Below are 22,364 nucleotides of genomic sequence, written 5' to 3'. Positions count from 1 at the left end.
CATCGTGCTTTCCGAAAATCGGTTCCGATTTGCGGGCCGATGCGCTAGCGAAGATCGCGGCGCATGACAAGCGCTCCGGTCGGGCCGTGCTCGGGCGATCTGTAATAGTTGGCACGTTTGCCTACCTCGCGGAATCCCAGCCGCCGGTAGAGCGCGATCGCGGCGACGTTGGTCTCGTCGACCTCGAGGAAAAGCGCCTCTGCGCGTTGCGCATGCAGTTCGCGCAGCACCGCATCCATCAGTTGCCAGCCGAGCCCCTGGCGGCGATGGGAGCGTGCCACCGCGACAGTCAGGATCTCTCCTTCGCCGGCTGCCAGGCGCGCCAGCACGAAACCGACCGGCGGCTTGGCACCCTGGCCGGTCTCGCGCGCCGCATAGCCGAACACCGTGTCCTGCTCGATCAGCGCGGCGAATTCGTCATCGCTCCACGGCCGGACGAAATCCTCGCGATGCAGCACCGACAGGGCCGCACTGTCGGCAATCGTCAGCGGCTCGAGCGCAAAGTCCCTGCGGCGCGGCTGGAGGAAAGGAATGCGCATCAGTCTTTCTTCCCGGCTTTCTTCCTGGACAGGATAAACCCGGCCTGCGGCTTGGCGTCCGCCCCGCGCAGATAAAGCGGTTTCGGCTTTTCGCCTTCACCCGTGGTAGCGGCCAGCCGGGCATAGATTGCGATATCCGCAGTGGCACTTGTCGGGCCGATGTCGAAGGCGCGCCCGGCCGATGCGGCGATTTGCGTGGCCGCCGTGCCGGCCAGAACCGGAGACCTGTCAGCCGCCATGGCGGCGGCTTGCGAAAGCGTGGTCACCGCGGGACCGTAAATCAAAACGGATGCTTCGTCGTAAAGCGCTGCATGGATCTCCTCGCGGCCGGCGTCGAGCGCGGCCAGCACGGCGCGGCCGGGAAATGTCGCTTTCGCTTGCGCCGCCAGCGCTTCCAGCGTCGTCACCCCGATTGCCGGTATTTTCAGCACCAGCGCCAGGCCCCGCGCCGCCGAGACGCCGACGCGCAGTCCTGTGAAGGAGCCCGGGCCGGTGGAGACAGCGATGGCGCCGAGGCCGGCATAGTCGGCGCCGCCGGTCGTCAACGCCTGTTCGATCACAGCCATGAGATGTTCGGCATGGCCCTTGCCGAGATCGAGCACCGAGCGGCCGAGTTCCTTCCCGGCCGCCGCGTCGTAGACACAGGCGGCGCAGAGATTGGCGGCACAATCGATGGCAAGCAGCTTCATGAGGCGGCCGGTTGGGAGCACCCGTTTGGGGCACAGGGGGTTCGAAAGACAATTTCCCTGTGCCTGCCATGGCTCGTCCCTGCAAGGGGATAATGCATAAATCGTTTGGCGGCTTCGCTTCGACCTCGCCCAGAAAGAGGTAGCTTTCGGCGACCACAACCGTCAATGAACCAGCGCCGCACTATGCGACCTGGTCGATGCGCAGCATGTGATTGTCCCAGACATAGTCCGGCTCGGACCGTGTCGCGCCGCCGGCTTGGGCTATTTGCCCCGTGCCGGTCGTCGCCATGAAGCTCGCCCCGTCGGGCGCCAAGCCGCAGACCTCGGCCAATGCGTTGGTAGCGACGATGCGGCCGCTGGCCGCATCGATCACCGCAAGCGAGTTGCCTTCCGGCGAGGACACCGCGACGGTGCCGGCAGCGGGGTTGGCGGCGACCGAGCCGATGTAGTTCCTGAAGCCGGAGAGCACGTCCTGCGGCATGTCGAGCAGTTGCAGATCCTTGCCGCGCGCGGCGCGGCCGACCAGCAGCGGACGATCGCTGCCCGGCCCCCTGTACTGGCAGCCGAACCAGACCGCTCCGGATTTGTCGGTATCCATGTGTCGGATCGAAAGCTGGTGCAGCGCCGGCGGCAATTCGTGCTTTTCGACAAGGTCGCCGGTAAGGCGGTCGACCAGAACATAGGATGGCTTCATCGTCGCGATGTTGAGCTCGGCGCGGCCATAATCCGGATGCGTCTCGATGCCGCCATTGGCGACGGCAATCGTCCTGCCGTCGCCGAGCAGCAGAAGCTCGTGCGGACCCATGCCATAGGTCGGGAACTCGCCAATGCGCTTGAATTTCGCACGCGCGTCATAGACGCCGACCACGCCGGCGGCATTGTCGAAATCGTTCTCGGTGGCGTAGAGCAGCGCACCATCGGTCGAAAACACGCCGTGGCCGAAGAAATGCCGGCCACTGATGCTGGCAATGGTCAGCGGCTCGTCGCGGCCGGTATGGTCGAACACAACCGCGAAAGTGCCGGGCTGCCTGGCAAAGACCACCGAGCGTTTCGACAGCGGATCGAAGGTGACGTCGTGACCGCGGGCGGGCAGGTCGATGGCATGCAGCACCTTGCCGGCCTCGGACAGGACCGCCGCGCCATAGCTGCCGTCGCGCTTGACGAAAGCGGTGGCGAAGACGGCGTCGGTGGCAAGCGTCTTCGCCCATGCCGATGGCGCCATCGCGGCAACAAAGCCTGCCCCGGCAGCCCTCAGGAAGTCGCGGCGGTCGATCAGCGACGTCTTCATGCTCAGTCGCCGTCGAGCGACGAGAAACCGGCGGTCAGGCCGAATTCGGCCGTCAGCCTGGTGCCGATCAGGGTCGACAGGCTGGATGTCACCAGCGAGAAGTGGTCGAGCTTCTGGCGCAGCGCCGGATCGGCAAGCGCCTTGTCGATCGGGCCTCTGATGGCGCTGGCGTCGGCGGCGCCGTTGACGAGCTGGATGTGGATCGATTCCGCCATCCAGCGCGCATCGGGCGGCAGCGCGTCGCCAAGCTGCGAAGCCTGGAACAGCGCGTCCATGCCCGAAAGGTTTCCGGTCAGCGAACGCGCGGTGTTTTGTGAACGCCAGTAGATCGCCTGTTTCGGCTTGTCGGCCTCCGGGCTACTCCCCAGAAAACCTTTCAGGCGCACGTCACGGACCATCTCCAGTTCGTTGATGAAGACGCCGACCAGTTCGGCCACCGCTTCCGTGCCGTCGCGGTAGAGTGCGTTTTGCGGCCCCGGATTGGCCCAAAGTGCTGCAAAGCCGTCGGGCTTGTTCCAGGCGTCTCTGACCTCGGCGGCAATCGTTTCGATGTTGCCGGCGACGGCCGCGCCGTAAGCGCAGCGATAGGGATCGTCCTTGCCGGCGAGCCGCTCGGCGCCATCGCCGTAAAGCACGAATTCCAGCGCGCCGAGCCCTTGCATTGCGACGCTCTTTTTCGCCAGCTGGGCCGGATCGGCGGCGGTCCGGTTTTTACTGGCCAGCGCCGCCTGCACCTGCCTCAGGCCGATGCTCTTGCGGTCCGGCCAGAACAGCATGCGCTCCAGCCGGTTGTTCTGCGTGATCGGTCCGATGCGGATGATCTCGACGACCGACCAGGCATCCACGGTGCCGGAGAATTCGGCGCGCGCCGCATCGAAATGGTCCTGCGAAGGCGCGTCGCACAGCGTGCGCATTGCCTTGCTCAGGCTGTCCGCATGGTCATGCAGGCGCGCATAGGCCGGGCGGACAAAGCCGTCGATCGCTCGCTGGATCACGTCGGAAGCCTTCACCGCTGCGGACGCCGGCAATGCGCCCGCGAGGACCAGCGAGAGGACCAGCGGGAGAACCAGGACAAACGCCAGAGGCTTCGACATCACAACGACTCCAGGAATTTGACCAATGCGGCGCGATCGGGCGCGTCGGCGGTGGCAAAGCGGTCGCGCGCCTTCTGCCCCTCGCCGCCATGCCACAGGATCGCCTCGGTCAGCGTGCGCGCCCGCCCGTCGTGCAGGAAGAAGGTGTTGCCGTTGACGGTCTCGGTAAGACCGATGCCCCACAGCGGCGGCGTGCGCCATTCGCTGCCGGTAGCATCGCCCACCGCTTGCCCGTCGGCGAGGCCCGGCCCCATGTCGTGCAGCAGAAAATCGGAATAGGGCCAGATCAGCTGGAAGGCCTGTGCCTTGTTCGGCGTGCCGCGGCGGGTGACGAATTTCGGCGTATGGCAGGAAATGCAGCCCATGTCGTAGAACAGCTTCTTGCCGGCCAGCACATCGGGCTTGTCGAGATCGCGCCGCGCCGGCACGGCGAGGTTTTGCGAATAGAAGGTGACCAGGTCCATGACCGGCGGCGGCGCCTCGACCGGGCCGAGGCGCTGCTGGGCGCCGTTGGCCATGGCAAGGCAGTTCTTTTCGGCCGCGGTGCAATCGCCCCAGTGTTTCGGCACTTCCGGCGTCGAAATGCCGATGTCGCCGGCGAACGCGTCCGCCGCTTGCTGGCGGATCGAAGGGGTCTGCGCCTTCCAGCCGAAGCGGCCGAGCGTCGGCTCGCCGGTCTGGCCGTCGCGCACGATGTTGGGCTTGCCGGAGATGCCGTCACTGTTGCGATCGTCCGGATCGGCACGGCCAAGAATGTCGGCCGGCGCGATCTGCTCGACCAGGCCGAGACCGATCATCGGCGGCGTCAAGCGCGGCGAAAGCGTGGTGTGCGGATCGAGCGGCCCGTCGGCAAGATCATCGACCGAATAGCTCGGCTTGCGCAGCGAAACCTCGGTGCCGTCCGGCAGCGTGACTTTTTGCTGCTGATAGACGACACGCATCCTGCCTTCGCCGCGAAGACCCGGAACGGCCAGTTCCTGCAATTGCGAGCCGTAGACCGGATCGGGGAAGTTGAGCACCTTGCGGGCGGCCAGCGCTGCTTTCTCCGCCTCGGTGCTCGCCTGCCGCGCCAGCCGCAGGAACATCGAGGTGGTGCCGCTGTCGGCTTCCGGCGGATGACCGCGGCCATCCTTCAGATGGCAATTCTGGCACGCCCGCTCGTTGAACAGCGGACCAAGCCCGTCCGATGCCTGCGTCGACGAGGGCGACGACACCCAGTTCTTGCGGAAAAGGGCATTGCCGAGCTTGAAGGTGCCCTCTTCCTCGAAAGTGATATTGGCGGAAGATTGCGAGAAAGCGTCCTTGTTGGCGCCTTTGCGCGACGTGCCGGCGCCGCCCTGCATCGGCTCGAACTGCTCGGGCCTGGAGAAATCCCTGGTCGGCCTGGTAATGGCAACGACGCGCGCCAGATCCTTCGGCGTCAGATCGGCACGGCTGGTGGCGAGGCCCGCCGGTTCGGGCGCGCCGGCCAGCGCCGAGGCGGTCAGCGCGACGACTGCGGCAAGCGAAAGCCCGCGATGCCAGCCGTATCGCGGGTTGTGCTGGGACGGCAGGCCGCAATCCTCGACCCGCCGCAAGCGGCGCAAGTAATCTAAGGAGCGCCGCATTCCCGCATGTCCCTAATCCGCCTCGTCGGCTGATGCGGCGTTGAGCTGGCCGTATTTTTCCTCGCCGATCGAGGCGAGCAGGTCGAGTTGCGTCTCGAGGAAGTCGATGTGACCTTCCTCGTCGGACAACAAATCCTCGAACAGCTTCATCGTCACATAGTCACCTGCTTCCTCACAAATCTCGCGCGACCGCTTGTAGGCAGTGCGCGCGTCATATTCGCCGGCAAGATCCGATTCGAGCACTTCCTTGACATTCTGTCCGATGCGCAGCGGCGCTACCGACTGCAGGTTCGGATGGCCTTCAAGGAAGATGATGCGGGCCACGAGCCGGTCGGCATGGTGCATCTCCTCGATCGATTCGGCGCGTTCCTTCTTCGCCAGCTTGGCGTAGCCCCAGTCCTCCAGCAGGCGGAAATGCACCCAGTACTGATTGACTGCTCCAAGTTCCAGAAACAGAGCCTCGTTAAGCCGCTCTATGATCTGTTGTTCGCCTTTCATGGGTTCTGCTCCCGTATTGGACGCGCAGGCCTCTGACGCGATCCAGGTGTGAAACGACATCCACGCCGCTCGCCTCCGAGCGGGTGTGGTAATTTTCGGTTACCCGAATGATCGTTTCGACCACATTTGGGAAGCAGCCGCAACAGCGACCACGCTTCTGCATGGCATGATAGATCTTCGCCGGCACGATAAGCTGCCAGGGGTCCTGATCCAGCAGCTCGACGATCGTCTGCTCAATCTCCTTCTCGGTGATGATGTTGCAATGGCAGATCAGCATTATTTGCTCTGTGTGGCTGACGGCGCGTGCTCGGCGCCGTGTGGCTTATTTTCTTAGGTGGGGCCTGATACCGAGACCGTTTTCCAGTTTTCGCGACTCGGACTTTCGGTTCTGGCTCCGCGCATCGACGCCTTACTGAAACACCTTGTCTGGCGCATCGAGGCTGTCCGAGCCCTCGAAGGCGATAGCATTGAGTTTCAGGGTGCCGACGGCGCGTTCGATCGACTTGGTCTGATCGACCAGCGCGTCGATCGCCGCCTGCACGGTGGCATTGCCTTGGCTATTGCCTTCGCCGATCTGCTGGTCATAGGCTTCGCCGCCAAGCGCCCGCGCCTTGATGGCTCCCATCTTGGCGACAGTGACATCAAGCTTGTCCGACAGTTCCTTGTCGATCGCCGGATCGGCCTCCTTGACCATGTCGGACACCGAAGGGCCTTCGACGACGGTGCCGTCGAGGCGCGTGTAGCTGCCCTTATAGGCGGCGCGAATGCCGACGGCATCGTAGAGATGGGAATCGTAGGTGTTGTCGGAGAAGCAGTCGTGCTCCTCTTCCGGGTCGTGCAGCAGCAGGCCGAGCTTCATCCGCTCGCCGGCGAGTTCGCCGTAGGAGAGCGAGCCCATGCCGGTGAGGATGGCCGAGATGCCGGCTTTCGGCTCGCCATCGGCAAGGTTCTTGCGGGCGGCGCCGCCTTCCTTCCAGTCGTCGACCATGTCCTGCAGATCGGAAACCACAAGCTCGCTCGCCGACTTCAAATACTGCGCGCGACGATCGCAATTGCCGCCGGTGCAGTTGGCGAGATCATAGTCCGTATAGGGCCGTTCGCCAGCGCCCGGACCGGTGCCGTGCACGTCCTGGCCCCACAGCAGGAATTCGATGGCGTGATAACCGGTCGCCACATTAGCCTCGATGCCGCCAGCCTCCTGCAGCGTGCCGGAGAGGAACTCGGGAGTAAGATTGGTGGCGTCGATCTTCTTGCCGTCGATCTCGATCGACTTGTTGGCGATCACATTGGCGGTGTAGAGCGCATTCGCGTCCGACTCGGTGCCGTAGTTCTCGGCGACATAGTCGATCAGGCCTTCGTCCAGCGGCCAGGCATTCACCTTGCCTTCCCAGTCGTCGACGATGGCGTTGCCGAAGCGATAGACTTCGGTCTGCTGATAGGGAACGCGCGCTGCCTTCCAGGCCTCGCGGGCGGCAGTCAGCGTTTCCACCGAAGGCTTGGCGAGCAGCGCGTCGACGGCCTTGTCGAGCGCCTGCGCCGTGGTCAGCGAATCCTCATATTTGGCGAGCGCAATATCGGAATAGGTCTTGATGACCGCCTTGGCATCGGTTTCCGCCTTGGCCGGCAGCACGAATATCGCCGCCGTCAATGCCGCCGTGGCGCCGATCGCTGCGAGCCTGCTGCCATATCGCGCCGTGATCATCGCTCTCATGATTGTCATCTCCCTCGGGAATTCAGTGAAAATGCCGGCGCCAAAGGCGCGCGGCAGGCAATCGGCGCCAAGGCAGGTCCATGCCATTGGGCGAGAAACAGGCCGCGGCATAGCGCGGTTTGCGGAAGAAAGACATCGAAATGCCTCCAATCGAAAGGGTTCAAGGCCCAGACATCAAAGGGATGCGCTTGACGCGCAAGCTTCCATAAAGCGATGAAGGTGCCGGAAGTCAACCAATTTCAGAGAGAAAAGCCAATCGAAACAACAGTTTAGAATTATTCTAAACTGTAAGTATCAACTTTAGCCGCATTTGCCGTGCCGCCGTCGAACGAAACGATTGACAGACCGCCATTCCGGGTGCGACCCGCAAAGGCGGTCTTGCGGCGGCGCCAGACAATCGCCACTTGGCGAGACGTCCTAGACTTGCATGACGCTGGAGAGACGAGGAATTGGGGCTGCGATGAAAAACGGTGTGGTCATTGTCGGTGCGGGTCATGCGGGCGTGCAAGCGGCCGCCAGCCTGCGCGAGGACGGCTACGACGGCCCCGTGATCCTCATCAGTGACGAGGACGAACTGCCCTACCACAAGCCGCCGCTGTCGAAGACCTTCATCAAGGATCAAGAGGCCAAACCGCAGCCGCTGCGCGGCGAGGCGTTTTATACCGGCAGCGCGATCGACTACCGGCCGGGCGTCTGCATCGATCGCATCGACGCCGGCGGCCGCAGGTTGGAGCTATCAGATGGCGCCACGCTGCCGTTCGACCGGCTGATCCTGGCGACTGGTTCGCGGCCGCGCATCCCGTCGCTGCCGGGTTCGGATTTTTCGGGCGTGGTGTCGCTGCGCTCGCTCGCCGACGCACGCCTGATCCGCGAATTGAGCGCGCAGAGCGAAGATGTCGTCATCCTCGGCGGCGGCTTCATCGGGCTGGAGATCGCCGCGACGCTCACTGCGGCCGGCCGCAAGGTCACCGTGGTCGAGGCGGTCGACCGGCTGCTTGGCCGGGCGGTGGCGCCGATCATCGCGAGCCACGTGCGGCAGCGGCTGGAAGCGACCGGCGTGCGCATCCTCAGCGGCATCACGATCGCGCGGCTCGAAGGCGGGAACGGCCATGTCTCGGCGGCAATCACCGCATCCGGCGAGCGGCTGCCGGCGCAGATGGTCATCATCGGCATCGGCGTCGTGCCGAATGTCGAACTGGCGCAGGCCGCCGGCATCACTGTCGCCAACGGTATCCGCGTCGACCAGCAGATGCGCACGTCTGTGCCCGAAATCCTCGCCATCGGCGATGCCGCCTCCTACCGGCACTGGCTCACCGGCGGCGATGTGCGGCTGGAATCGGTGCAAAATGCAACCGACCAGGCGCGCCTCGCCGCGCGCACCATCCTTGGTCACGCCGACGCCTTTACGGCGGTGCCATGGTTCTGGTCCGATATCGGCGACATCAAGCTGCAGATGGTCGGCCTGATTTCGGGCGGCGACAGCCATGTCGTGCTCGGCGACGTCAACGAGAACCGGTTCTCCATCTACCACTATGCTGGAAATCGTCTGCTCGGCATCGAATCGGTCAACCGGCCAGGCGACCACATGCTTGGCCGCAAGATGCTCGGCGCCGGCTTCTCGCCGACGCCGCAGACGGTCGCGACAGGACCAGACGGACTGAAGGCGGCGCTCGCCGCCTTCCAGCAGGAAGAGCCTGTCCGCGCCGCTGAATAAGGATATGTTGATATTCAGGTGATGCCGGCCTGCGAACGGCGGTTTCCTGCGCTTCCGGTACTCACGTACCCGAAAGTACGCTCCGTTCCGGTTCTCGGAACCCACCATTCTCGGCGCGGCCTGACCTGAATCTCATCACATCCCGGAGCAAACGAGGGTCAGGCGGCGCGGACCTCGCGGATTGAGCTTTCCAGGACGTCGAGCGCTTCGTTCATGACTTCGTCCTGGATGGTGATCGGCGCCAGGAAGCGGATGACGTTGCCGTAAACGCCGCAGGTGAGCAGGATCAGCCCCTTGTCGAGCGCCTTCAGCCGGACCGCATTGGCAATCTCGGCCGATGGCAGGCCCTTCTTCACATCGTTGAACTCGACAGCGTTCATGAAGCCCGGGCCTCTGATATCGACGATCTCCGGCGTGTCGTCGCGGATTGACTGCAGCCGCTGCTTCAGCCGGTTGCCCAGCGTGTTGGCGCGGTCGCACAGCTTTTCCTCGTCGATCACGTCGAGCACGGCGTGCGCCGCGGCAACGCCGATCGGGCTGCCGCCATAGGTGCCGCCGAGCCCGCCGGGGTTGGGCGCATCCATGATTTCGGCACGCCCGGTGACCGCCGCCAGCGGGAAGCCGCCGGCCAGGCTTTTCGCCATGGTGGTGATGTCGGGCGCCACCTCGTGATGATCCATGGCGAACATCTTTCCGGTGCGGGCAAAGCCGGTCTGCACCTCGTCGGCGATCAACAGCATGCCGTGCTGGTCGCAGATCTTGCGCAGCGCCGTCATGAACTCGCGCGGCGCCTCGTAAAATCCGCCCTCGCCCTGCACCGGCTCGACGATGATGGCGGCGACGCGGGCCGGATCGACATCGGCCTTGAACAGCCGATCGAGCGCGGCCAGCGAATCGGCGACCGAGACCCCGTGCAGCGCCACCGGGAACGGCGCGTGGAAAACATCGGCCGGCATGGCGCCGAAGCCGACCTTATAGGGCACGACCTTGCCGGTCAGCGCCATGCCCATGAAGGTGCGGCCATGGAAGCCGCCGGCAAAGGCAATGACTGCCGGCCGGCCGGTGGCGTTACGGGCGATTTTTATAGCGTTCTCCACCGCTTCGGCACCGGTGGTGACGAAAATCGTCTTCTTGTCGAACTTGCCCGGCAGCATGCCGTTCAGCCGTTCGGCCAGCCTGACATAGCTCTCATAGGGCACCACCTGGTGGCAGGTGTGGGTGAAGCGGTCGAGCTGCGCCTTGACCGCCTCGATCACCTTGGGATGGCGGTGGCCGGTGTTGACGACGGCGATGCCGGACGAGAAATCGATGTAGCGACGGCCTTCGACATCCCAGATCTCCGAATTCTCGGCGCGGTCGGCGTAAATCTGCGTGGTCATGCCGACGCCGCGCGAGATCGACTGGTTCTTGCGTTCGGAAATGGCTGAGTTCTTCATGATGTTCCCTCACCGGGCCGGCGCCCGTTCTCGTTTGGATGACTGCCGGGAATTGTTCTGACCTTATTTCACGTTTTCCTCAAGTTGGCACTGGCGGCAGGCGATTGGGCCTGCCGCCGTTAAGGTCGCGATCCTTCGCGCCCCCCTCTGGCCTGCCGGCCATCTCCCCCACGGGTGGGGAGATTGGCTGTCATTGATGGTTTCGCCAATCGCGAACGTTGCAGCAGGAGCGCCGTCGACGAAGCTGCCGATCTCCCTCCTTGTGGGGGAGATGGCCGGCAGGCCAGAGGGGGGCGCCAAGGAATGCGACATATGGAATAAAAGATACTCTAAGCCCTGACAAACCCGTCGCTCGCCCTCAGCAAATTGCGCGTGTAATCCTTGCTGACGCGGCGCTCGACGAGGTCGCCCGCGGTGAGGTGCTCGACCGCCTCGCCGTTCTGCATCACCATCAGCCGCTCGCACATATGGGTGATGATGGCGAGGTCGTGGCTGACCATCAGGAAGGTCAGCTTGCGCCGCCGCCGGATCTCTTCCAACAGGTTGAGCACCTCCGCCTGCACGGAAGCGTCGAGCGCCGAGGTCGGCTCGTCGAGCAGCAGGATCGCCGGTTCGAGGATGAGCGCCCGCGCGATCGCCACGCGCTGGCGCTGGCCACCCGACAATTGATGCGAATAGCGGAAGCGGAAGCCGGTACCGAGCCCGACCTCGTCGAGCGCCCGCTGGATGCGCTTCTCGCCATCGGCAAAGCCGTGGATGGCGAGCGGCTCCTGCAGTAGCCGGTCGACGGTCTGGCGCGGGTGCAGCGAGCCGTAGGGGTCCTGGAAGACCATCTGCACCTCGCGATAAAAGGCCTTGTCGCGGCGCGCACCGAGTTTTTTCCCGTTGACGGTGATGCTGCCCGAAGCGGCCGGCGCGAGGCCGGCAATCGCCCGCAGCAGCGTCGATTTGCCGGAGCCGGATTCGCCGACCAGGCCGAAGGATTCGCCGGATTGTACTTCGAGGCTGACGCCCTTGAGCGCGCGAAACCGATCGAAGACCACCTCCAGCCTGTCGACCGAAAGTGCTGCCGTCATACCGCCCACTCCGGCTTACGGTCGAGCACCGGCAGCGGGTGGCGGTCGGCGCCGATCTTGGGCATGCAGTTGAGCAGGCCGCGCGTATAGGGGTGCTGGGCGCGGCCGAGCTCCGACGCCTTGAGCTGCTCGACCACCTTGCCGGCATACATGACGATCACCCGGTCGCAGAAGGACGAGACCAGGCGCAGATCGTGCGAGATGAAGATCAGCCCCATGCCGCGCTCGCTGACCAGCCTGTCGAGGATGCCGAGCACGTCGAGCTGCACGGTGACGTCGAGCGCCGAGGTCGGCTCGTCGGCGATCATCATCTCCGGCCCGGCAATCAGCATCATGGCGATCATGGCGCGCTGGCCCATGCCGCCCGACACCTCGTGCGGATGCAGGTCGAAGACACGGGCGGGATCGCGGATCTGCACCGCCTCCAGCATGGCGAGCGCCCGCGCGCGGGCTTCCGCCTTGCCGACCTTCTCATGCGTGCGCAGCGTCTCGACGATCTGGCGGCCGATGCTCATCACCGGATCGAGCGAGTATTTTGGATCCTGCAGGATCATGGCGATGCGCTTGCCGCGCAGCGCTCGGCGGTCGCGGGGCGAGGCCGCGAGCAGGTCGATGCCGTCGAAGGCAAGCTTGCTGGCCGTGACCTCGGCCTGCGGCGGGGTCAGGCCCATGATGGCGCGGCCGGTCTGCGACTTGCCGGAACCGCTCTCGCCGACGATGCCAAGCCGTTCGCGGCCGAGCGAGAAGGAGACGCCGCGCACCGCCTCGATCCGGCCGGTGCGCGTCGGGAAGGTGACGCGCAGATCGTCGACCTCGAGAAGCGTGCTCATTGATCACCGCTCATTGGTCGCCACTCCGGGGGTCGAGCGCGTCGCGCAGGCCGTCGCCAAGCAGGTTGAAGCCGAGGCTGACGATGAGGATGGCAAAGCCCGGTGCGCCCGCCACCCACCATTGGTCGAGCACGAAGCGGCGGCCCGACGCGATCATCGCGCCCCATTCCGGCAGCGGCGGTTGCGCGCCGAGGCCGAGGAAGCCGAGACCGGCGGCGGTCAGGATGATGCCGGCCATGTCGAGCGTCACCCTGACGATCAGCGACGATATGCAGAGCGGCATGATGTGGCGCAGCACGATGCGGAACGGCGAGGCGCCCATCAACTGCACCGCCTTGATGTAATCCGAATTGCGCACGGTGAGCGTTTCGGCACGTGCAATACGGGCATAGGGCGGCCATGAGGTGATGGCGATGGCGAGCACCGCATTCTCGATGCCGGGGCCAAGTGCCGCGACAAAGGCCAGCGCCAGGATCAGCTTCGGAAAAGCCAGAAAGATGTCGGTGATACGCATCAGGATCGCATCGATCCAGCCGCCGGCATAACCGGCGACGGTGCCGACCAGCAGGCCGATAGGAGCGGCGATGACTGCGACGAGAATGACGACGTAAAGCGTCCATCGCGAGCCGAAGATGACGCGCGAAAGGATGTCGCGGCCGAGGTCGTCGGTGCCGAACCAGTGCTCGGCGCTTGGCGCCAGCAGCCGCGAGCCCTTGAGGTCGCCGAATGTCGGCGAATAGGGCGCCAGCACATCGGCAAGGGCGGCGACCACCAGCAAAGCGATGATGATGAGCAGGCCGAGAAACGCCAGCCGGTTGGCGGAAAAGCGCCGCCACGCCACATAGGCTCGCCCGAGCCTGGCCTGCATGCGCGACGCCGGCCGCTCGCTGAGCAGCCAGTCGCGGCGGGAGAGGAGGCCGGCGTGGGTGGCGGTCATGACGATGCCTCTTGAAGCTGTCGACCCCCACTCCGGTCTGCTTCGCAGACCACCTCTCCCCCGTTCGACGGGGGAGAGGAAAGGCGCCACGCGTGCGACCAGCTTTTCCTCTCGCCCGGGCAGGGGGAGAGGTGGCCCGAAGGGCCGGAGTGGGGGTGATTGGCCGCAGCCAAGCCCGCAAGTGCGATACCTCTGCTCATCGTACCTTGGTCCTTGGGTCGAGCACCCGATAGAGCAGGTCGGACAGCAGATTGATGCCGATGAAAACCGAGCCGATGATGATGGTGCCGCCGAGCACCGCGTTCATGTCGGCGTTCTGCAAGGAATTGGTGATGTAGAGGCCGATGCCCGGCCATGAAAAGACGGTCTCGGTGAGCACCGAGCCTTCGAGCAGGCCGGCATAGGAAAGCGCGATCACGGTGACCATCGGCACCGCCGCGTTGCGTAGCGCGTGGCCCCAGATGATACGTGTTTCCGACAGGCCCTTGGCGCGCGCCGCGACGATATATTCCTGGGCAAGCTCGTTCAGCATGAACGATCGGGTCATGCGGCTGATATAGGCGAGCGAGAAATAGCCAAGCAGCGAGGCCGGCAGGATGATGTGGCGGAAGGCATCGCGAAACACATCCCACTGTCGCTGCCACAGCGCATCCAGGAGATAAAAGCCGGTGATCGGCGTAAAAGTATATTCATAGACGATGTCGAGACGGCCGGGAAAAGCCACCCATTGCAGCCTGGCGTAGAACAGCACCAGCGCCAGCAGTCCTAGCCAGAAGATCGGCACGGAATAGCCGACCAGGCCGATGATGCGCACGATCTGGTCGATGATGCTGCCGCGCCGGACCGCTGCCAGCACGCCGAGCGGCACACCAAGCAATGCGCCGATCAGCGTTCCCAGCGTCGCCAGCTCGATCGTCGCCGGAAAGGCGCGGCGGATGTCGGTCATGACCGGATTGGTGGTCAGCACCGAGGTGCCGAAATTGCCGTTCAGGGCATTCTTCACATAGATGTAGAACTGCTCGATCAGCGGCAGGTCGAGCCCCATCTCGCGGCGCGTGCGCTCGACGACATTGGCCGGCGCCCGGTCGCCGAGCACCGCCAGCACCGGGTCGATCGGGATCACCCGGCCGATGAAGAAGGTCACCGCGAGAAGACCAAGATAGGTGGTTATCGCGATGACCAGGAAACGGGCGATCGACGACGCGACAGCGACGGCGCGGGCACTGCCGCGCCCTGCCGTCGCTTCGCTTTCAACAGTGCTCATGCGGCGCGTCCGCCGGCGTCACTCCTTGGAGATCTGGCTGACGAAATTGGTGTCGAAGCTCGGGCCGAGCGCGAAGCCCCTAAGGTTCTTGAGCAGGCCGGCCACTTCCAGCTGCTGGTGAACGATGATGAAAGGACTGGTTTCGAGAACCTTCCTCTGCAGATCCTGATACATTGTGGCGCGCTTGGCCGGATCCTTCTCGAGCAGGGCCGCTTCCGTCTGCTTGGACAAGTCCGGAATGTCCCAGGCGTTGCGCCAGGCCAGCGTCTTGGTCTTGCCTTCATCCGAATTGTCGGGGTTGCTGGCGAAGGTCTGGGCGTTGGAGTTCGGATCGAAATAATCCTGGCCCCACTGGCCGATATAGATGTCGTGGTTGCGGGCGCGGTATTTGGTCAGCGTCTGCTTGCCGTCGCCGGGAATGATCTCCAGCTTGACGCCGGCCTGGCCGAGCGTCTGCTGGAACGATTCCGCCATGCCGGTCACCGGCTGGGTGTTGCGAACGTCTATGGTGACGCTGAAGCCGTCGGCCAAGCCGGCCTTGGCAAGCAGTTCCTTGGCCTTGTCGAGGTCCAATTTGAACGGATTCTCGTCCAGCTCGCCGAGCACGCCTTTGGGCAGGAAGGTCTGGTGGATCTCGCCGATGCCCTTGAGGATGGTCGAGCTCAAGGCATCATAGTCGACGAGATATTTGAAGGCCTGACGAACCTCAGGCTTGGCGAGGTTCGGGTTCTTCTGATTGAGGCTGATGTAGAAGACCGTGCCCTTCGGCGCGCTGGTGGTGGTGAGATCGGCGTTCTTGGCGATGGCGTCGAGGTCGTTCGGCTCGAGATTGCGGGCGACGTCGATGTCGCCGGCCTCGAGCGCCAGGCGCTGGCCCGAACTTTCCTTCATGTTGCGATAGATGACGCGGGCAAGCTTGGCCTTTTCGCCGTGATAATTGTCGTTGCGCTCCATGACGACGACCTCGTTGGCCCGCCATTCGCGCAGCTTGAAGGCGCCGGAGCCGGCATAGCCGGTCTTCAGCCAGGCGTTGCCGAAGTCGTTGTCGTATTTGTAATCGTCGCTCGGCGTCACCGCGGCGGCATGCTCCTTGACCAGCTTGGCGTCGACGACCGAGGCAACGGTTGCCGACAGGCAGTTCAGGACGAAGCTCGGCGCATAGGTCTTGTCGACGGTGAACTGGAACGTCGTGTCATCGACGGCCTTGGCCTTCTCGGTGACGTTGTCGCCATTGATGCCGAACTGCCCGATGATGAAGGCCGGGCTCTTGTCGAGCTTGATGGCGCGCTCGAATGAATAGGCGACGTCAGCCGCGGTGATCGGGTTGCCCGAGGCAAATTTCAGGCCGGGCTTGAGCTTGAAGGTGTAGGTCAGGCCGTCGTCGGAGACAGTCCAGCTTTCGGCGAGATCGCCTTTGACCTTGGACGTATCGCTGAGATCAAGGCGAACAAGAAGATCGTAGGTGTTGCCGGTGACCTCTGCGGTCGACAACTCGAACGCCTCGCCCGGATCCATGGAGATGATGTCGTCGATGGCGAAACCCTCGACCAGCGTGTCGGCCGGCGTGACAGCAAGGGCAGGCGCACCGGCCAGAAGCAGCGCGGACATGGCTGCGCCGGCAAGCAGGACGCGGGAGCGTAGGGCAAACTTTTCCATCATCATTTTTGACTGTTCCCTGTTTTTGTTGACCTGAGTTCCCGGCTCAGGGTTTGGCATTCACATGCCTGATCGAACGGTGACCCTGAACCGGTCGTCCTGGTGATTTTTATCCAGTTCCGCCTCACCATATCCGGCGGTTTCAGGCGCGGCAACGAGCATTTGCAAAGCTGTTTGTTGGACCAGGATCAGCCAGCCGCCACCACCGGAAGCGACGCCCGCAGTCGCGTTATTTCAACGCGGTGACCAGGTCGGCGTCGGGAAAACAGGTGGCGGCGCGACCGTTCCTGGCCTGCCACTTGCCGATCGAGCGGCGGGTCTTGAAACCGGGCAGGCCGTCGGCGCTGCCGACGTCGTGACCCTCGGCCTCCAGCGCCCGCTGCAAGGCGGCGATATCGGACCTGTGGAGCCCGCCGACCGGACCCCAGCGCCCTGAAAAATTGCTGTCGCCATTGGCGATGCGGTCGGCGGCGTGGCCGATGAACAGGGCGTAGAGATCGCTGGTGTTGTATTGCTTCAAGACGTAGAAATTGGGCGTGACGATGAAGGCCGGACCGCTGCGCCCGGCCGGCATCAGAAGAAAGCCTTCGGCCTTCAATTCGCGCGCCGGAAACGGTCTTGCCGCGACGCGCTCGATGCCCATATCAGCCCATTCGGAAATCCTCTTGCCCTGGTCCGGACCTTCGAGCGAACAGGAGACCGCTTCCGGCACCGACACCTCAAAACCCCAGCCGCGGCCCTTCACCCAGCCATGGTGGACGAGATAGTTGGCGATCGAGGCCAGCGTGTCCGGCACCGAGTTCCAGATGTCGACCCGACCGTCGCCGTCGAAGTCGACGGCATGTCTGAGGAACGAAGTCGGCATGAACTGCGGCTGGCCGAGTGCGCCGGCCCATGACGATTTCATCGCGCCGACCGGGGCCAGCCCGCGCTCGACGATCTCGAGCGCCGCCATAAGCTCGGTGCGGAAGAAATCCTTCCTGGTCGCCATGAACGCCTTGGTGCCCAGCACTTCGAAAGCGTCGTAAGGCATCTTCGCCGCGCCAAAGCCGCTCTCGCGACCCCAGATCGCCAGCAGCACCTCGCCCGGCACGCCGTAGCGCTTCTCGATCGCGGCAATGGTCCCGGCATTGGCCGCCTTGCGCGCGCGGCCACCAGCGGTCACGGCGCGAACCGTCTTTTCGGCAAAATAGGCGCCGGGCGAACCGAACTCCGCCTGATGCTGCTTTTGCGGCGTCGTCGCCTTTTTGCCCGGGATCACCAGGTCGGGCAGTTTGAGGTTCGGTTTGACGCCGTCGAAGGCGGCGTCGAAGGTTTTTCTGGAGATGCCCTTGGCGTTGGCCTCGGGCCAGAGATCGTCGTTAAGCCAGGCGCGGAACTGGGTGTCGAGTTTTGTGGCGGAGGCGGGGGTGGCGAGGAGGAGGGCGACAAGGGCTGCAAGAAAAATCGCCAGTCTGCAAAGTCGACGTTCTGTCGCGCCCCCCTCTGTCCTGCCGGACATCTCCCCCACTTGGGGGGAGATTGGCAGCTTTGACCACCGCGCCTTTTCTCCAACGCTGGGGGTTGGCGAAAGCCGGCGTGACGTCCGATCTCCCCCCTTGTGGGGGAGATGCCAAGTTTTGGCAAAGAGGGCAGGACAGAGGGGGGCGCGACGGAATGCAATCATCTCAATAGGCCCCCCCTCCTCAAAACGCCGTCCGCGAACGCAGCGCGGCGGCCAGCGTGCCTTCGTCGAGATAGTCGAGTTCGCCGCCGACCGGCACGCCATGCGCCAGCCGCGTTACCTTGATATCGAAGCCGGACAATTGATCGGTGAGATAATGCGCGGTGGTCTGGCCCTCGACCGTGGCGTTGACGGCGAGGATCACCTCCTTGACCTCGCCGCCGGCGACGCGGTCGACCAGCGAGCGGATGTTGAGCTGTTCGGGGCCGATGCCGTCGAGCGGCGACAAGGAGCCGCCGAGCACGTGGTAGCGGACATTCATGGCCGCCGCCCGCTCCAGCGCCCACAGGTCGGCCACGTCCTCGACGACGATAAGCGTGCCGGCATCGCGGCGCGGATCGGTGCAGATCATGCAGGGGTCGGACGTATCGACATTGCCGCAGGTCGAGCAGATGCGCACCTTGTCGACCGCCTCGCTCATGGCGGCAGCGAGCGGCGACAGCAACTGCTCCTTCTTCTTGATGAGGTGAAGCGCTGCCCGCCTGGCCGAACGCGGCCCGAGCCCCGGCACCTTGGCCAGGAGCTGGATCAGGCGTTCGATCTCGGGACCGGCGATTCGCTTCGACATCGCATCGGTTTAGGATTTTTCAATGAGTTTTGGAACACTGCTGCGGCGCGGCTGCTGCGAACAATCGCTGAGGTCTGCGCTGCCCCTCATTGCCCTGCCGGGCATTTCTCCCCGTATAGTGACGGGGAGAAAGGACGCCTTCGCAAAAGATTTCGTCAACCTCAAGCGTCGCAGGAAGGGTGCCAAGGTTGCGGCCAGCTCCTTCTCCCTGTCCCTATACGGGGAGAAGATGCCGACGGGCAGATGAGGGGCGGCGCCGACGTCGGTCGATCGTCTCAGTAGGTTTCCAGCGGCCTGCCCTGGCCGGCGATCATCGCACCGATGGCATCGGTGTTCTCAGGTGTCGATTCAAACGACATCGTCGGCTCGGCCGGCGCCGCCGGAAATGACGTCACCGGTTGCGCACTGGCGGTGCCGCCGAAACGGGCCGCGTCCGGCTCCTGCATCGCTACAAGCGTCGCCTTCTGCGGCATCACCTTGTCCAGAGTAGCCTTTGCCGGTTGCGATGCGACCGCGGTCACATAGGTTGCCTTGGCGAATTCTGCCTTGGCGGCCGGCGCCGCGGAGGCCATGAGCGTCACCGGTGCGGCGCGCGACCCCCGCGGCGTGGCCTGCGCCACCGCGACCGTGGGCTCGTCCGGCAACGGTTTCCAGTTCCGGCCGCGCTTTTCGTAGAAGGCGTTGCCGCCGGCGACCATGGTGTAGTGCATGTTCTTGTAGGGAAAGCGCAGGCCGGCGGTGTGAAAGAACATCGAGTTCTTCAGCTTGGCCTTGCGCTCGCCCCTGAGCACCGCCTCGGCGGCTTCCTCGACATCGGGCATCGCCTTCGAATTCATCGGCCGTGTCATCACGCCCGGCGCGAACTGGCCGCGTTCGCCGACCACCTGGCAAATGGTGTTGCCGTGCTTGCCGGAGCGCAGCCGGTTCATCACCACCGTGCCGACGGCAATCATGCCGTCGCGGCTCGACCGGTTGGATTCGAAGAACATCGCGCGCTGGAGGCACTCCTTGTCCTTCGCGGTGTGGCTGTATGGCCGGGATCTGACGGTATCGGCCACGGACAGGCCGTGCGTGGTCTGACTGCAACCGGCCAAAAACAGCGGAGAGGTGATGACGCCGAGCAGCAACGGCGTCTTCCATCGGGTCGCGATCAAAGATATCCCCTCATTCTGTCGCCAGCCCGCCTCTGGTTGCGGCAAGAATGAGACACTTTCGGGCAAAAAGATGGCCAAAGCGTTATTAAGTCTGCGGAGTTGCCGAATAGACACAACTGGCCGGCGGGTGGCGTTGATCACTGCGCTCCTCGGCCACTGCAACGGCATGACCTTCGAGCGTCGCAGCCTTCGCAGCATAGCCTGCCGAGCCAAAGCCATGGGCTCGCTCGACCGGCATACAGCCTCTTAGAAGGGCAGCTTCATTCCCGGCGGTATCGGCAGCCCGGCGGTCAGTGCCTGGGTCTTTTCCTGCATCATCTGCTCGACCTTGGCCCTGGCGTCATTGTGGGCGGCGAGAAGCAGATCCTCCAGAATCTCGACCTCGTCCTCCTTGAACAGCGACGGGTCGATTTTCAGGGACTTCATCTCGAATTTCCCGGTCAGCGTCACGCTGACCAGGCCGCCGCCGGCCTGTCCGGTGGCCTCCAACGTGGCGATCTCGTCCTGCATGGCCTGGAACTTGGCCTGCATTTCTTTCGCCTTGCCCATCAGGCCGAGAAGATCTTTCATCGCGTTGTCCTCTACGATTGATCTGTTTCTTGTTTAAGCATGATCTTCTCCGAATTTTCGGGATCATGCTTAGGTTTCGTCTTCGTCGGTGGCCGGCTCGATCGGAACCTCGGCCTCCACCGCATCGGCTTCCGGTGCGTCGGGAATACGCACGTCGATGATCCTGGCGCCGGGAAAACGCGCCAGGATGGCGGCGACGGTCGGGTCGCTCTTGGCATCGAGGAGGGCGTTTTCGCGTTTGGTCGATTCCATCTCGGCCAGCGTCTGGCCGCCCGCTTCCTTCGACAGCGACACTAGCCAGCTGCGGCCGGTCCAGGCGCGCAATTTGGCGGTCAGATCGTTGAGCAGCATCTTCGGCGCGTCATCCGTCAGGCTGACGTCGATGCGGCCCGGCTCGATGCGCACCAGGCGCACGCAGCGCTTGACCAGCACCTTGAAGGCGATGTCGCGCTGGGCGTCGGCAAGGGCGACGATGTCGGCCAGCGATTTCACCGGCACCGGCGGCGCATCGGCGACCGGCTCTGGCGCCGGAACGAAAGGCGCAGGCATCGGCTCGGGTTCGACCAGCCGCATCGTCTGGGCGCCGCCATTGGTCGTCGGCATCCGCGTCTGCGCCACGGCGCCGGCGCCGCCATTTGTTGGATTTGCTGGGCCGGGATTTGCTTGGCCGGGATTTGCGGCGGCAGAGGTTGCGGGTGCAGCATTCGAGCGTGGCGCGCCATTCGGCACCGACGCAGCGCTTTCCAGCGATTTCAGCGCCTCGTCCAGTGTCGGCAGGTCGGCGGCATGCGCCAGCCGGATCAGCACCATTTCGGCGGCGCTGACCGGCCGGTTGGAGGACTGCACCTCGGGAATGCCTTTCAACAGCATCTGCCAGGTCCGCGACAGCACCCTGACCGACAGCGCCTTGGCGAAATCGGCGCCGCGCCGTCGCTCGTCCTCTGACAGCGAGGCGTCCTCGAGGGCTGTCGGCACAAAGCGCAGCCGGGTGACGAGATGGTTGAACTCGGCCAAGTCGGTCAGCACAGCGGCCGGATCGGCGCCGGTGTCGTACTGGTTGCGGAATTCGGCCAGTGCGGCCGCCACATCGCCCTTCATCACATGTTCGAACAGGTCGACGATGCGGGCGCGGTCGGCCAGCCCGAGCATGGCGCGCACCGCGTCGGCGCTGACTGCGCCGCTGCCATGGGCGATCGCCTGGTCGAGAATGGACAGCGAATCGCGCGCCGAGCCCTCGGCCGCGCGGGCGATCATCGCCAGCGCGTCGTCATCGACCGCGATGCCTTCTTTTCCGGCGATCGAAGAGAGGTGCGCGACCAGCGTGCCGGCATCGATACGCCTGAGATCGAAGCGCTGGCAGCGCGACAGGACGGTGATCGGGACTTTTCTGATTTCGGTGGTGGCGAAGATGAACTTGACATGCGGCGGCGGCTCTTCCAGCGTCTTCAGCAGGCCGTTGAAGGCCTGCGTCGAGAGCATGTGCACTTCGTCGATGATGTAGACCTTGTAGCGCGCCGACACCGGCGCGTAGCGCACGCGCTCGATGATGTCCCTGATGTCGTCAATGCCGGTGTGCGAGGCGGCGTCCATCTCGATGACGTCGACATGGCGGCCTTCCATGATCGCCTGGCAATGCTCGCCCGGCACGGCAAGATCGACCGAAGGCTGGTCGACGGTGGCTGTTTTGTAGTTCAGGGCCCGCGCGAGTATGCGCGCCGTCGTCGTCTTGCCGACACCGCGCACGCCGGTCAGCATCCAGGCCTGGGCGATGCGGCCGGTGGCGAAAGCGTTGGTGAGGGTGCGGACCATCGGCTCCTGGCCGATCAGTTCGGAGAAATTGGCAGGACGGTATTTGCGCGCCAGAACGCGGTAGGCGGCGGCCTTTTCCGTTCCCGAATTTCCGGCTTCGCTCATTCGCCCGTAAAGCTCCAAGGGCCGCGCCTGCAGGCGGCCGATTCCTGCGCATAGTTTCGCCCGCAGGGCTTGGCGCCGTCAATGTCGCGGGAGAAA

Annotated in this window: 20 protein-coding genes; 1 reads left to right on the top strand and 19 read right to left on the bottom strand. The window is 64.3% G+C overall.

Annotated elements, in window-relative coordinates:
• Positions 1-44: 44 nt before the first annotated feature.
• From rimI to BQ8794_RS11775, 8 genes are all read right to left on the bottom strand, one after another.
• Positions 45-539, bottom strand: coding sequence for a ribosomal protein S18-alanine N-acetyltransferase (gene rimI, locus BQ8794_RS11810; protein ID WP_077377205.1), 495 nt, complete (start codon positions 537-539; stop codon positions 45-47).
• Entirely contained in the window at positions 539-1,228 is a 690-nt protein-coding gene (gene tsaB / locus BQ8794_RS11805; protein ID WP_077377527.1) for a tRNA (adenosine(37)-N6)-threonylcarbamoyltransferase complex dimerization subunit type 1 TsaB, read from the bottom strand. The genes rimI and tsaB overlap by 1 nt, the downstream gene beginning before the upstream one ends.
• 181 nt (positions 1,229-1,409) lie before the next feature.
• Positions 1,410-2,516: a DUF1513 domain-containing protein gene (locus tag BQ8794_RS11800; protein WP_077377200.1), complete on the bottom strand. Its 1,107-nt coding sequence runs from the start codon at positions 2,514-2,516 to the stop codon at positions 1,410-1,412.
• Between the two features lie 2 nt (positions 2,517-2,518).
• Positions 2,519-3,610, bottom strand: coding sequence for an imelysin family protein (locus BQ8794_RS11795; RefSeq protein WP_077377197.1), 1,092 nt, complete (start codon positions 3,608-3,610; stop codon positions 2,519-2,521).
• The gene (locus tag BQ8794_RS11790; RefSeq protein ID WP_077377194.1) at positions 3,610-5,217 is read right to left on the bottom strand and encodes a di-heme oxidoreductase family protein; all 1,608 of its coding nucleotides are present in this window, start codon (positions 5,215-5,217) and stop codon (positions 3,610-3,612) included. Before BQ8794_RS11790 ends, BQ8794_RS11795 begins: the two co-directional genes overlap by 1 nt.
• Before the next feature lie 12 nt (positions 5,218-5,229).
• Positions 5,230-5,715 carry a bacterioferritin gene (bfr, locus tag BQ8794_RS11785; protein ID WP_077377191.1) on the bottom strand — a complete coding sequence of 162 codons (486 nt, stop codon included), beginning with the start codon at positions 5,713-5,715 and terminating at the stop codon, positions 5,230-5,232.
• A complete protein-coding gene (locus tag BQ8794_RS11780; RefSeq protein ID WP_077377188.1) occupies positions 5,681-5,992 on the bottom strand; it encodes a (2Fe-2S)-binding protein in 312 nt (103 codons plus the stop codon). The genes bfr and BQ8794_RS11780 overlap by 35 nt, the downstream gene beginning before the upstream one ends.
• 132 nt (positions 5,993-6,124) lie before the next feature.
• Positions 6,125-7,417, bottom strand: coding sequence for an imelysin family protein (locus BQ8794_RS11775; protein WP_174654421.1), 1,293 nt, complete (start codon positions 7,415-7,417; stop codon positions 6,125-6,127).
• 469 nt (positions 7,418-7,886) lie between these two features.
• On the opposite strand from BQ8794_RS11775, the gene BQ8794_RS11770 reads away from it, so the two are divergent.
• Positions 7,887-9,140, top strand: coding sequence for an NAD(P)/FAD-dependent oxidoreductase (locus BQ8794_RS11770; protein ID WP_077377185.1), 1,254 nt, complete (start codon positions 7,887-7,889; stop codon positions 9,138-9,140).
• A gap of 158 nt (positions 9,141-9,298) precedes the next feature.
• On the opposite strand, the gene BQ8794_RS11765 is transcribed toward BQ8794_RS11770, so the two are convergent.
• The 11 genes from BQ8794_RS11765 to BQ8794_RS11710 all read right to left on the bottom strand — a co-directional run bounded on the left by BQ8794_RS11765 (position 9,299) and on the right by BQ8794_RS11710 (position 22,268).
• A complete protein-coding gene (locus tag BQ8794_RS11765; RefSeq protein WP_077377182.1) occupies positions 9,299-10,576 on the bottom strand; it encodes a 4-aminobutyrate--2-oxoglutarate transaminase in 1,278 nt (425 codons plus the stop codon).
• Positions 10,577-10,905: 329 nt separating this feature from the next.
• Positions 10,906-11,652: an ABC transporter ATP-binding protein gene (locus tag BQ8794_RS11760; protein WP_077377179.1), complete on the bottom strand. Its 747-nt coding sequence runs from the start codon at positions 11,650-11,652 to the stop codon at positions 10,906-10,908.
• On the bottom strand, positions 11,649-12,482 hold the full coding sequence (locus tag BQ8794_RS11755; protein ID WP_077377176.1) for an ABC transporter ATP-binding protein: 834 nt from the start codon (positions 12,480-12,482) through the stop codon (positions 11,649-11,651). The genes BQ8794_RS11760 and BQ8794_RS11755 overlap by 4 nt, the downstream gene beginning before the upstream one ends.
• Positions 12,483-12,492: 10 nt before the next feature.
• Complete coding sequence (gene nikC, locus BQ8794_RS11750) at positions 12,493-13,419, bottom strand: nickel transporter permease (RefSeq protein ID WP_077377173.1); 927 nt, start codon at positions 13,417-13,419, stop codon at positions 12,493-12,495.
• A 196-nt stretch (positions 13,420-13,615) separates the two neighbouring features.
• Entirely contained in the window at positions 13,616-14,683 is a 1,068-nt protein-coding gene (locus tag BQ8794_RS11745) for an ABC transporter permease (RefSeq protein ID WP_023802089.1), read from the bottom strand.
• Positions 14,684-14,701: 18 nt separating this feature from the next.
• On the bottom strand, positions 14,702-16,345 hold the full coding sequence (locus BQ8794_RS11740; protein WP_077377170.1) for an ABC transporter substrate-binding protein: 1,644 nt from the start codon (positions 16,343-16,345) through the stop codon (positions 14,702-14,704).
• A gap of 223 nt (positions 16,346-16,568) precedes the next feature.
• Complete coding sequence (locus BQ8794_RS11735) at positions 16,569-17,840, bottom strand: lytic murein transglycosylase (RefSeq protein WP_077377167.1); 1,272 nt, start codon at positions 17,838-17,840, stop codon at positions 16,569-16,571.
• A gap of 184 nt (positions 17,841-18,024) precedes the next feature.
• On the bottom strand, positions 18,025-18,630 hold the full coding sequence (gene recR / locus BQ8794_RS11730; RefSeq protein ID WP_023802085.1) for a recombination mediator RecR: 606 nt from the start codon (positions 18,628-18,630) through the stop codon (positions 18,025-18,027).
• A gap of 275 nt (positions 18,631-18,905) precedes the next feature.
• Complete coding sequence (locus BQ8794_RS11720) at positions 18,906-19,784, bottom strand: cell wall hydrolase (RefSeq protein ID WP_077377521.1); 879 nt, start codon at positions 19,782-19,784, stop codon at positions 18,906-18,908.
• Between the two features lie 246 nt (positions 19,785-20,030).
• The gene (locus BQ8794_RS11715) at positions 20,031-20,354 is read right to left on the bottom strand and encodes a YbaB/EbfC family nucleoid-associated protein (RefSeq protein WP_023802083.1); all 324 of its coding nucleotides are present in this window, start codon (positions 20,352-20,354) and stop codon (positions 20,031-20,033) included.
• A gap of 69 nt (positions 20,355-20,423) precedes the next feature.
• Positions 20,424-22,268 carry a DNA polymerase III subunit gamma/tau gene (locus BQ8794_RS11710; protein ID WP_077377161.1) on the bottom strand — a complete coding sequence of 615 codons (1,845 nt, stop codon included), beginning with the start codon at positions 22,266-22,268 and terminating at the stop codon, positions 20,424-20,426.
• Between the last annotated feature and the right edge of the window lie 96 nt (positions 22,269-22,364).

Origin of the sequence: Mesorhizobium prunaredense (assembly GCF_900156895.1) — a bacterium.
In the GTDB taxonomy this organism is placed as follows: Bacteria; Pseudomonadota; Alphaproteobacteria; order Rhizobiales; family Rhizobiaceae; genus Mesorhizobium; species Mesorhizobium prunaredense.
This window is presented reverse-complemented; position numbering and strand designations above follow the sequence as displayed.

Coding starts and splice junctions, on each gene's coding strand:
- BQ8794_RS11775 (WP_174654421.1), bottom strand. CDS start 7,417: ATGATCACGGCGCGATATGGCAGCAGGCTCGCAGCGATCGGCGCCACG.
- bfr (WP_077377191.1), bottom strand. CDS start 5,715: ATGAAAGGCGAACAACAGATCATAGAGCGGCTTAACGAGGCTCTGTTT.
- BQ8794_RS11765 (WP_077377182.1), bottom strand. CDS start 10,576: ATGAAGAACTCAGCCATTTCCGAACGCAAGAACCAGTCGATCTCGCGC.
- BQ8794_RS11770 (WP_077377185.1), top strand. CDS start 7,887: ATGAAAAACGGTGTGGTCATTGTCGGTGCGGGTCATGCGGGCGTGCAA.
- BQ8794_RS11755 (WP_077377176.1), bottom strand. CDS start 12,482: ATGAGCACGCTTCTCGAGGTCGACGATCTGCGCGTCACCTTCCCGACG.
- BQ8794_RS11790 (WP_077377194.1), bottom strand. CDS start 5,217: ATGCGGCGCTCCTTAGATTACTTGCGCCGCTTGCGGCGGGTCGAGGAT.
- BQ8794_RS11760 (WP_077377179.1), bottom strand. CDS start 11,652: ATGACGGCAGCACTTTCGGTCGACAGGCTGGAGGTGGTCTTCGATCGG.
- BQ8794_RS11710 (WP_077377161.1), bottom strand. CDS start 22,268: ATGAGCGAAGCCGGAAATTCGGGAACGGAAAAGGCCGCCGCCTACCGC.
- BQ8794_RS11735 (WP_077377167.1), bottom strand. CDS start 17,840: ATGTCCGGCAGGACAGAGGGGGGCGCGACAGAACGTCGACTTTGCAGA.
- BQ8794_RS11780 (WP_077377188.1), bottom strand. CDS start 5,992: ATGCTGATCTGCCATTGCAACATCATCACCGAGAAGGAGATTGAGCAG.
- BQ8794_RS11795 (WP_077377197.1), bottom strand. CDS start 3,610: ATGTCGAAGCCTCTGGCGTTTGTCCTGGTTCTCCCGCTGGTCCTCTCG.
- nikC (WP_077377173.1), bottom strand. CDS start 13,419: ATGACCGCCACCCACGCCGGCCTCCTCTCCCGCCGCGACTGGCTGCTC.
- BQ8794_RS11745 (WP_023802089.1), bottom strand. CDS start 14,683: ATGAGCACTGTTGAAAGCGAAGCGACGGCAGGGCGCGGCAGTGCCCGC.
- BQ8794_RS11715 (WP_023802083.1), bottom strand. CDS start 20,354: ATGAAAGATCTTCTCGGCCTGATGGGCAAGGCGAAAGAAATGCAGGCC.
- BQ8794_RS11800 (WP_077377200.1), bottom strand. CDS start 2,516: ATGAAGACGTCGCTGATCGACCGCCGCGACTTCCTGAGGGCTGCCGGG.
- BQ8794_RS11740 (WP_077377170.1), bottom strand. CDS start 16,345: ATGATGATGGAAAAGTTTGCCCTACGCTCCCGCGTCCTGCTTGCCGGC.
- rimI (WP_077377205.1), bottom strand. CDS start 539: ATGCGCATTCCTTTCCTCCAGCCGCGCCGCAGGGACTTTGCGCTCGAG.
- recR (WP_023802085.1), bottom strand. CDS start 18,630: ATGTCGAAGCGAATCGCCGGTCCCGAGATCGAACGCCTGATCCAGCTC.
- tsaB (WP_077377527.1), bottom strand. CDS start 1,228: ATGAAGCTGCTTGCCATCGATTGTGCCGCCAATCTCTGCGCCGCCTGT.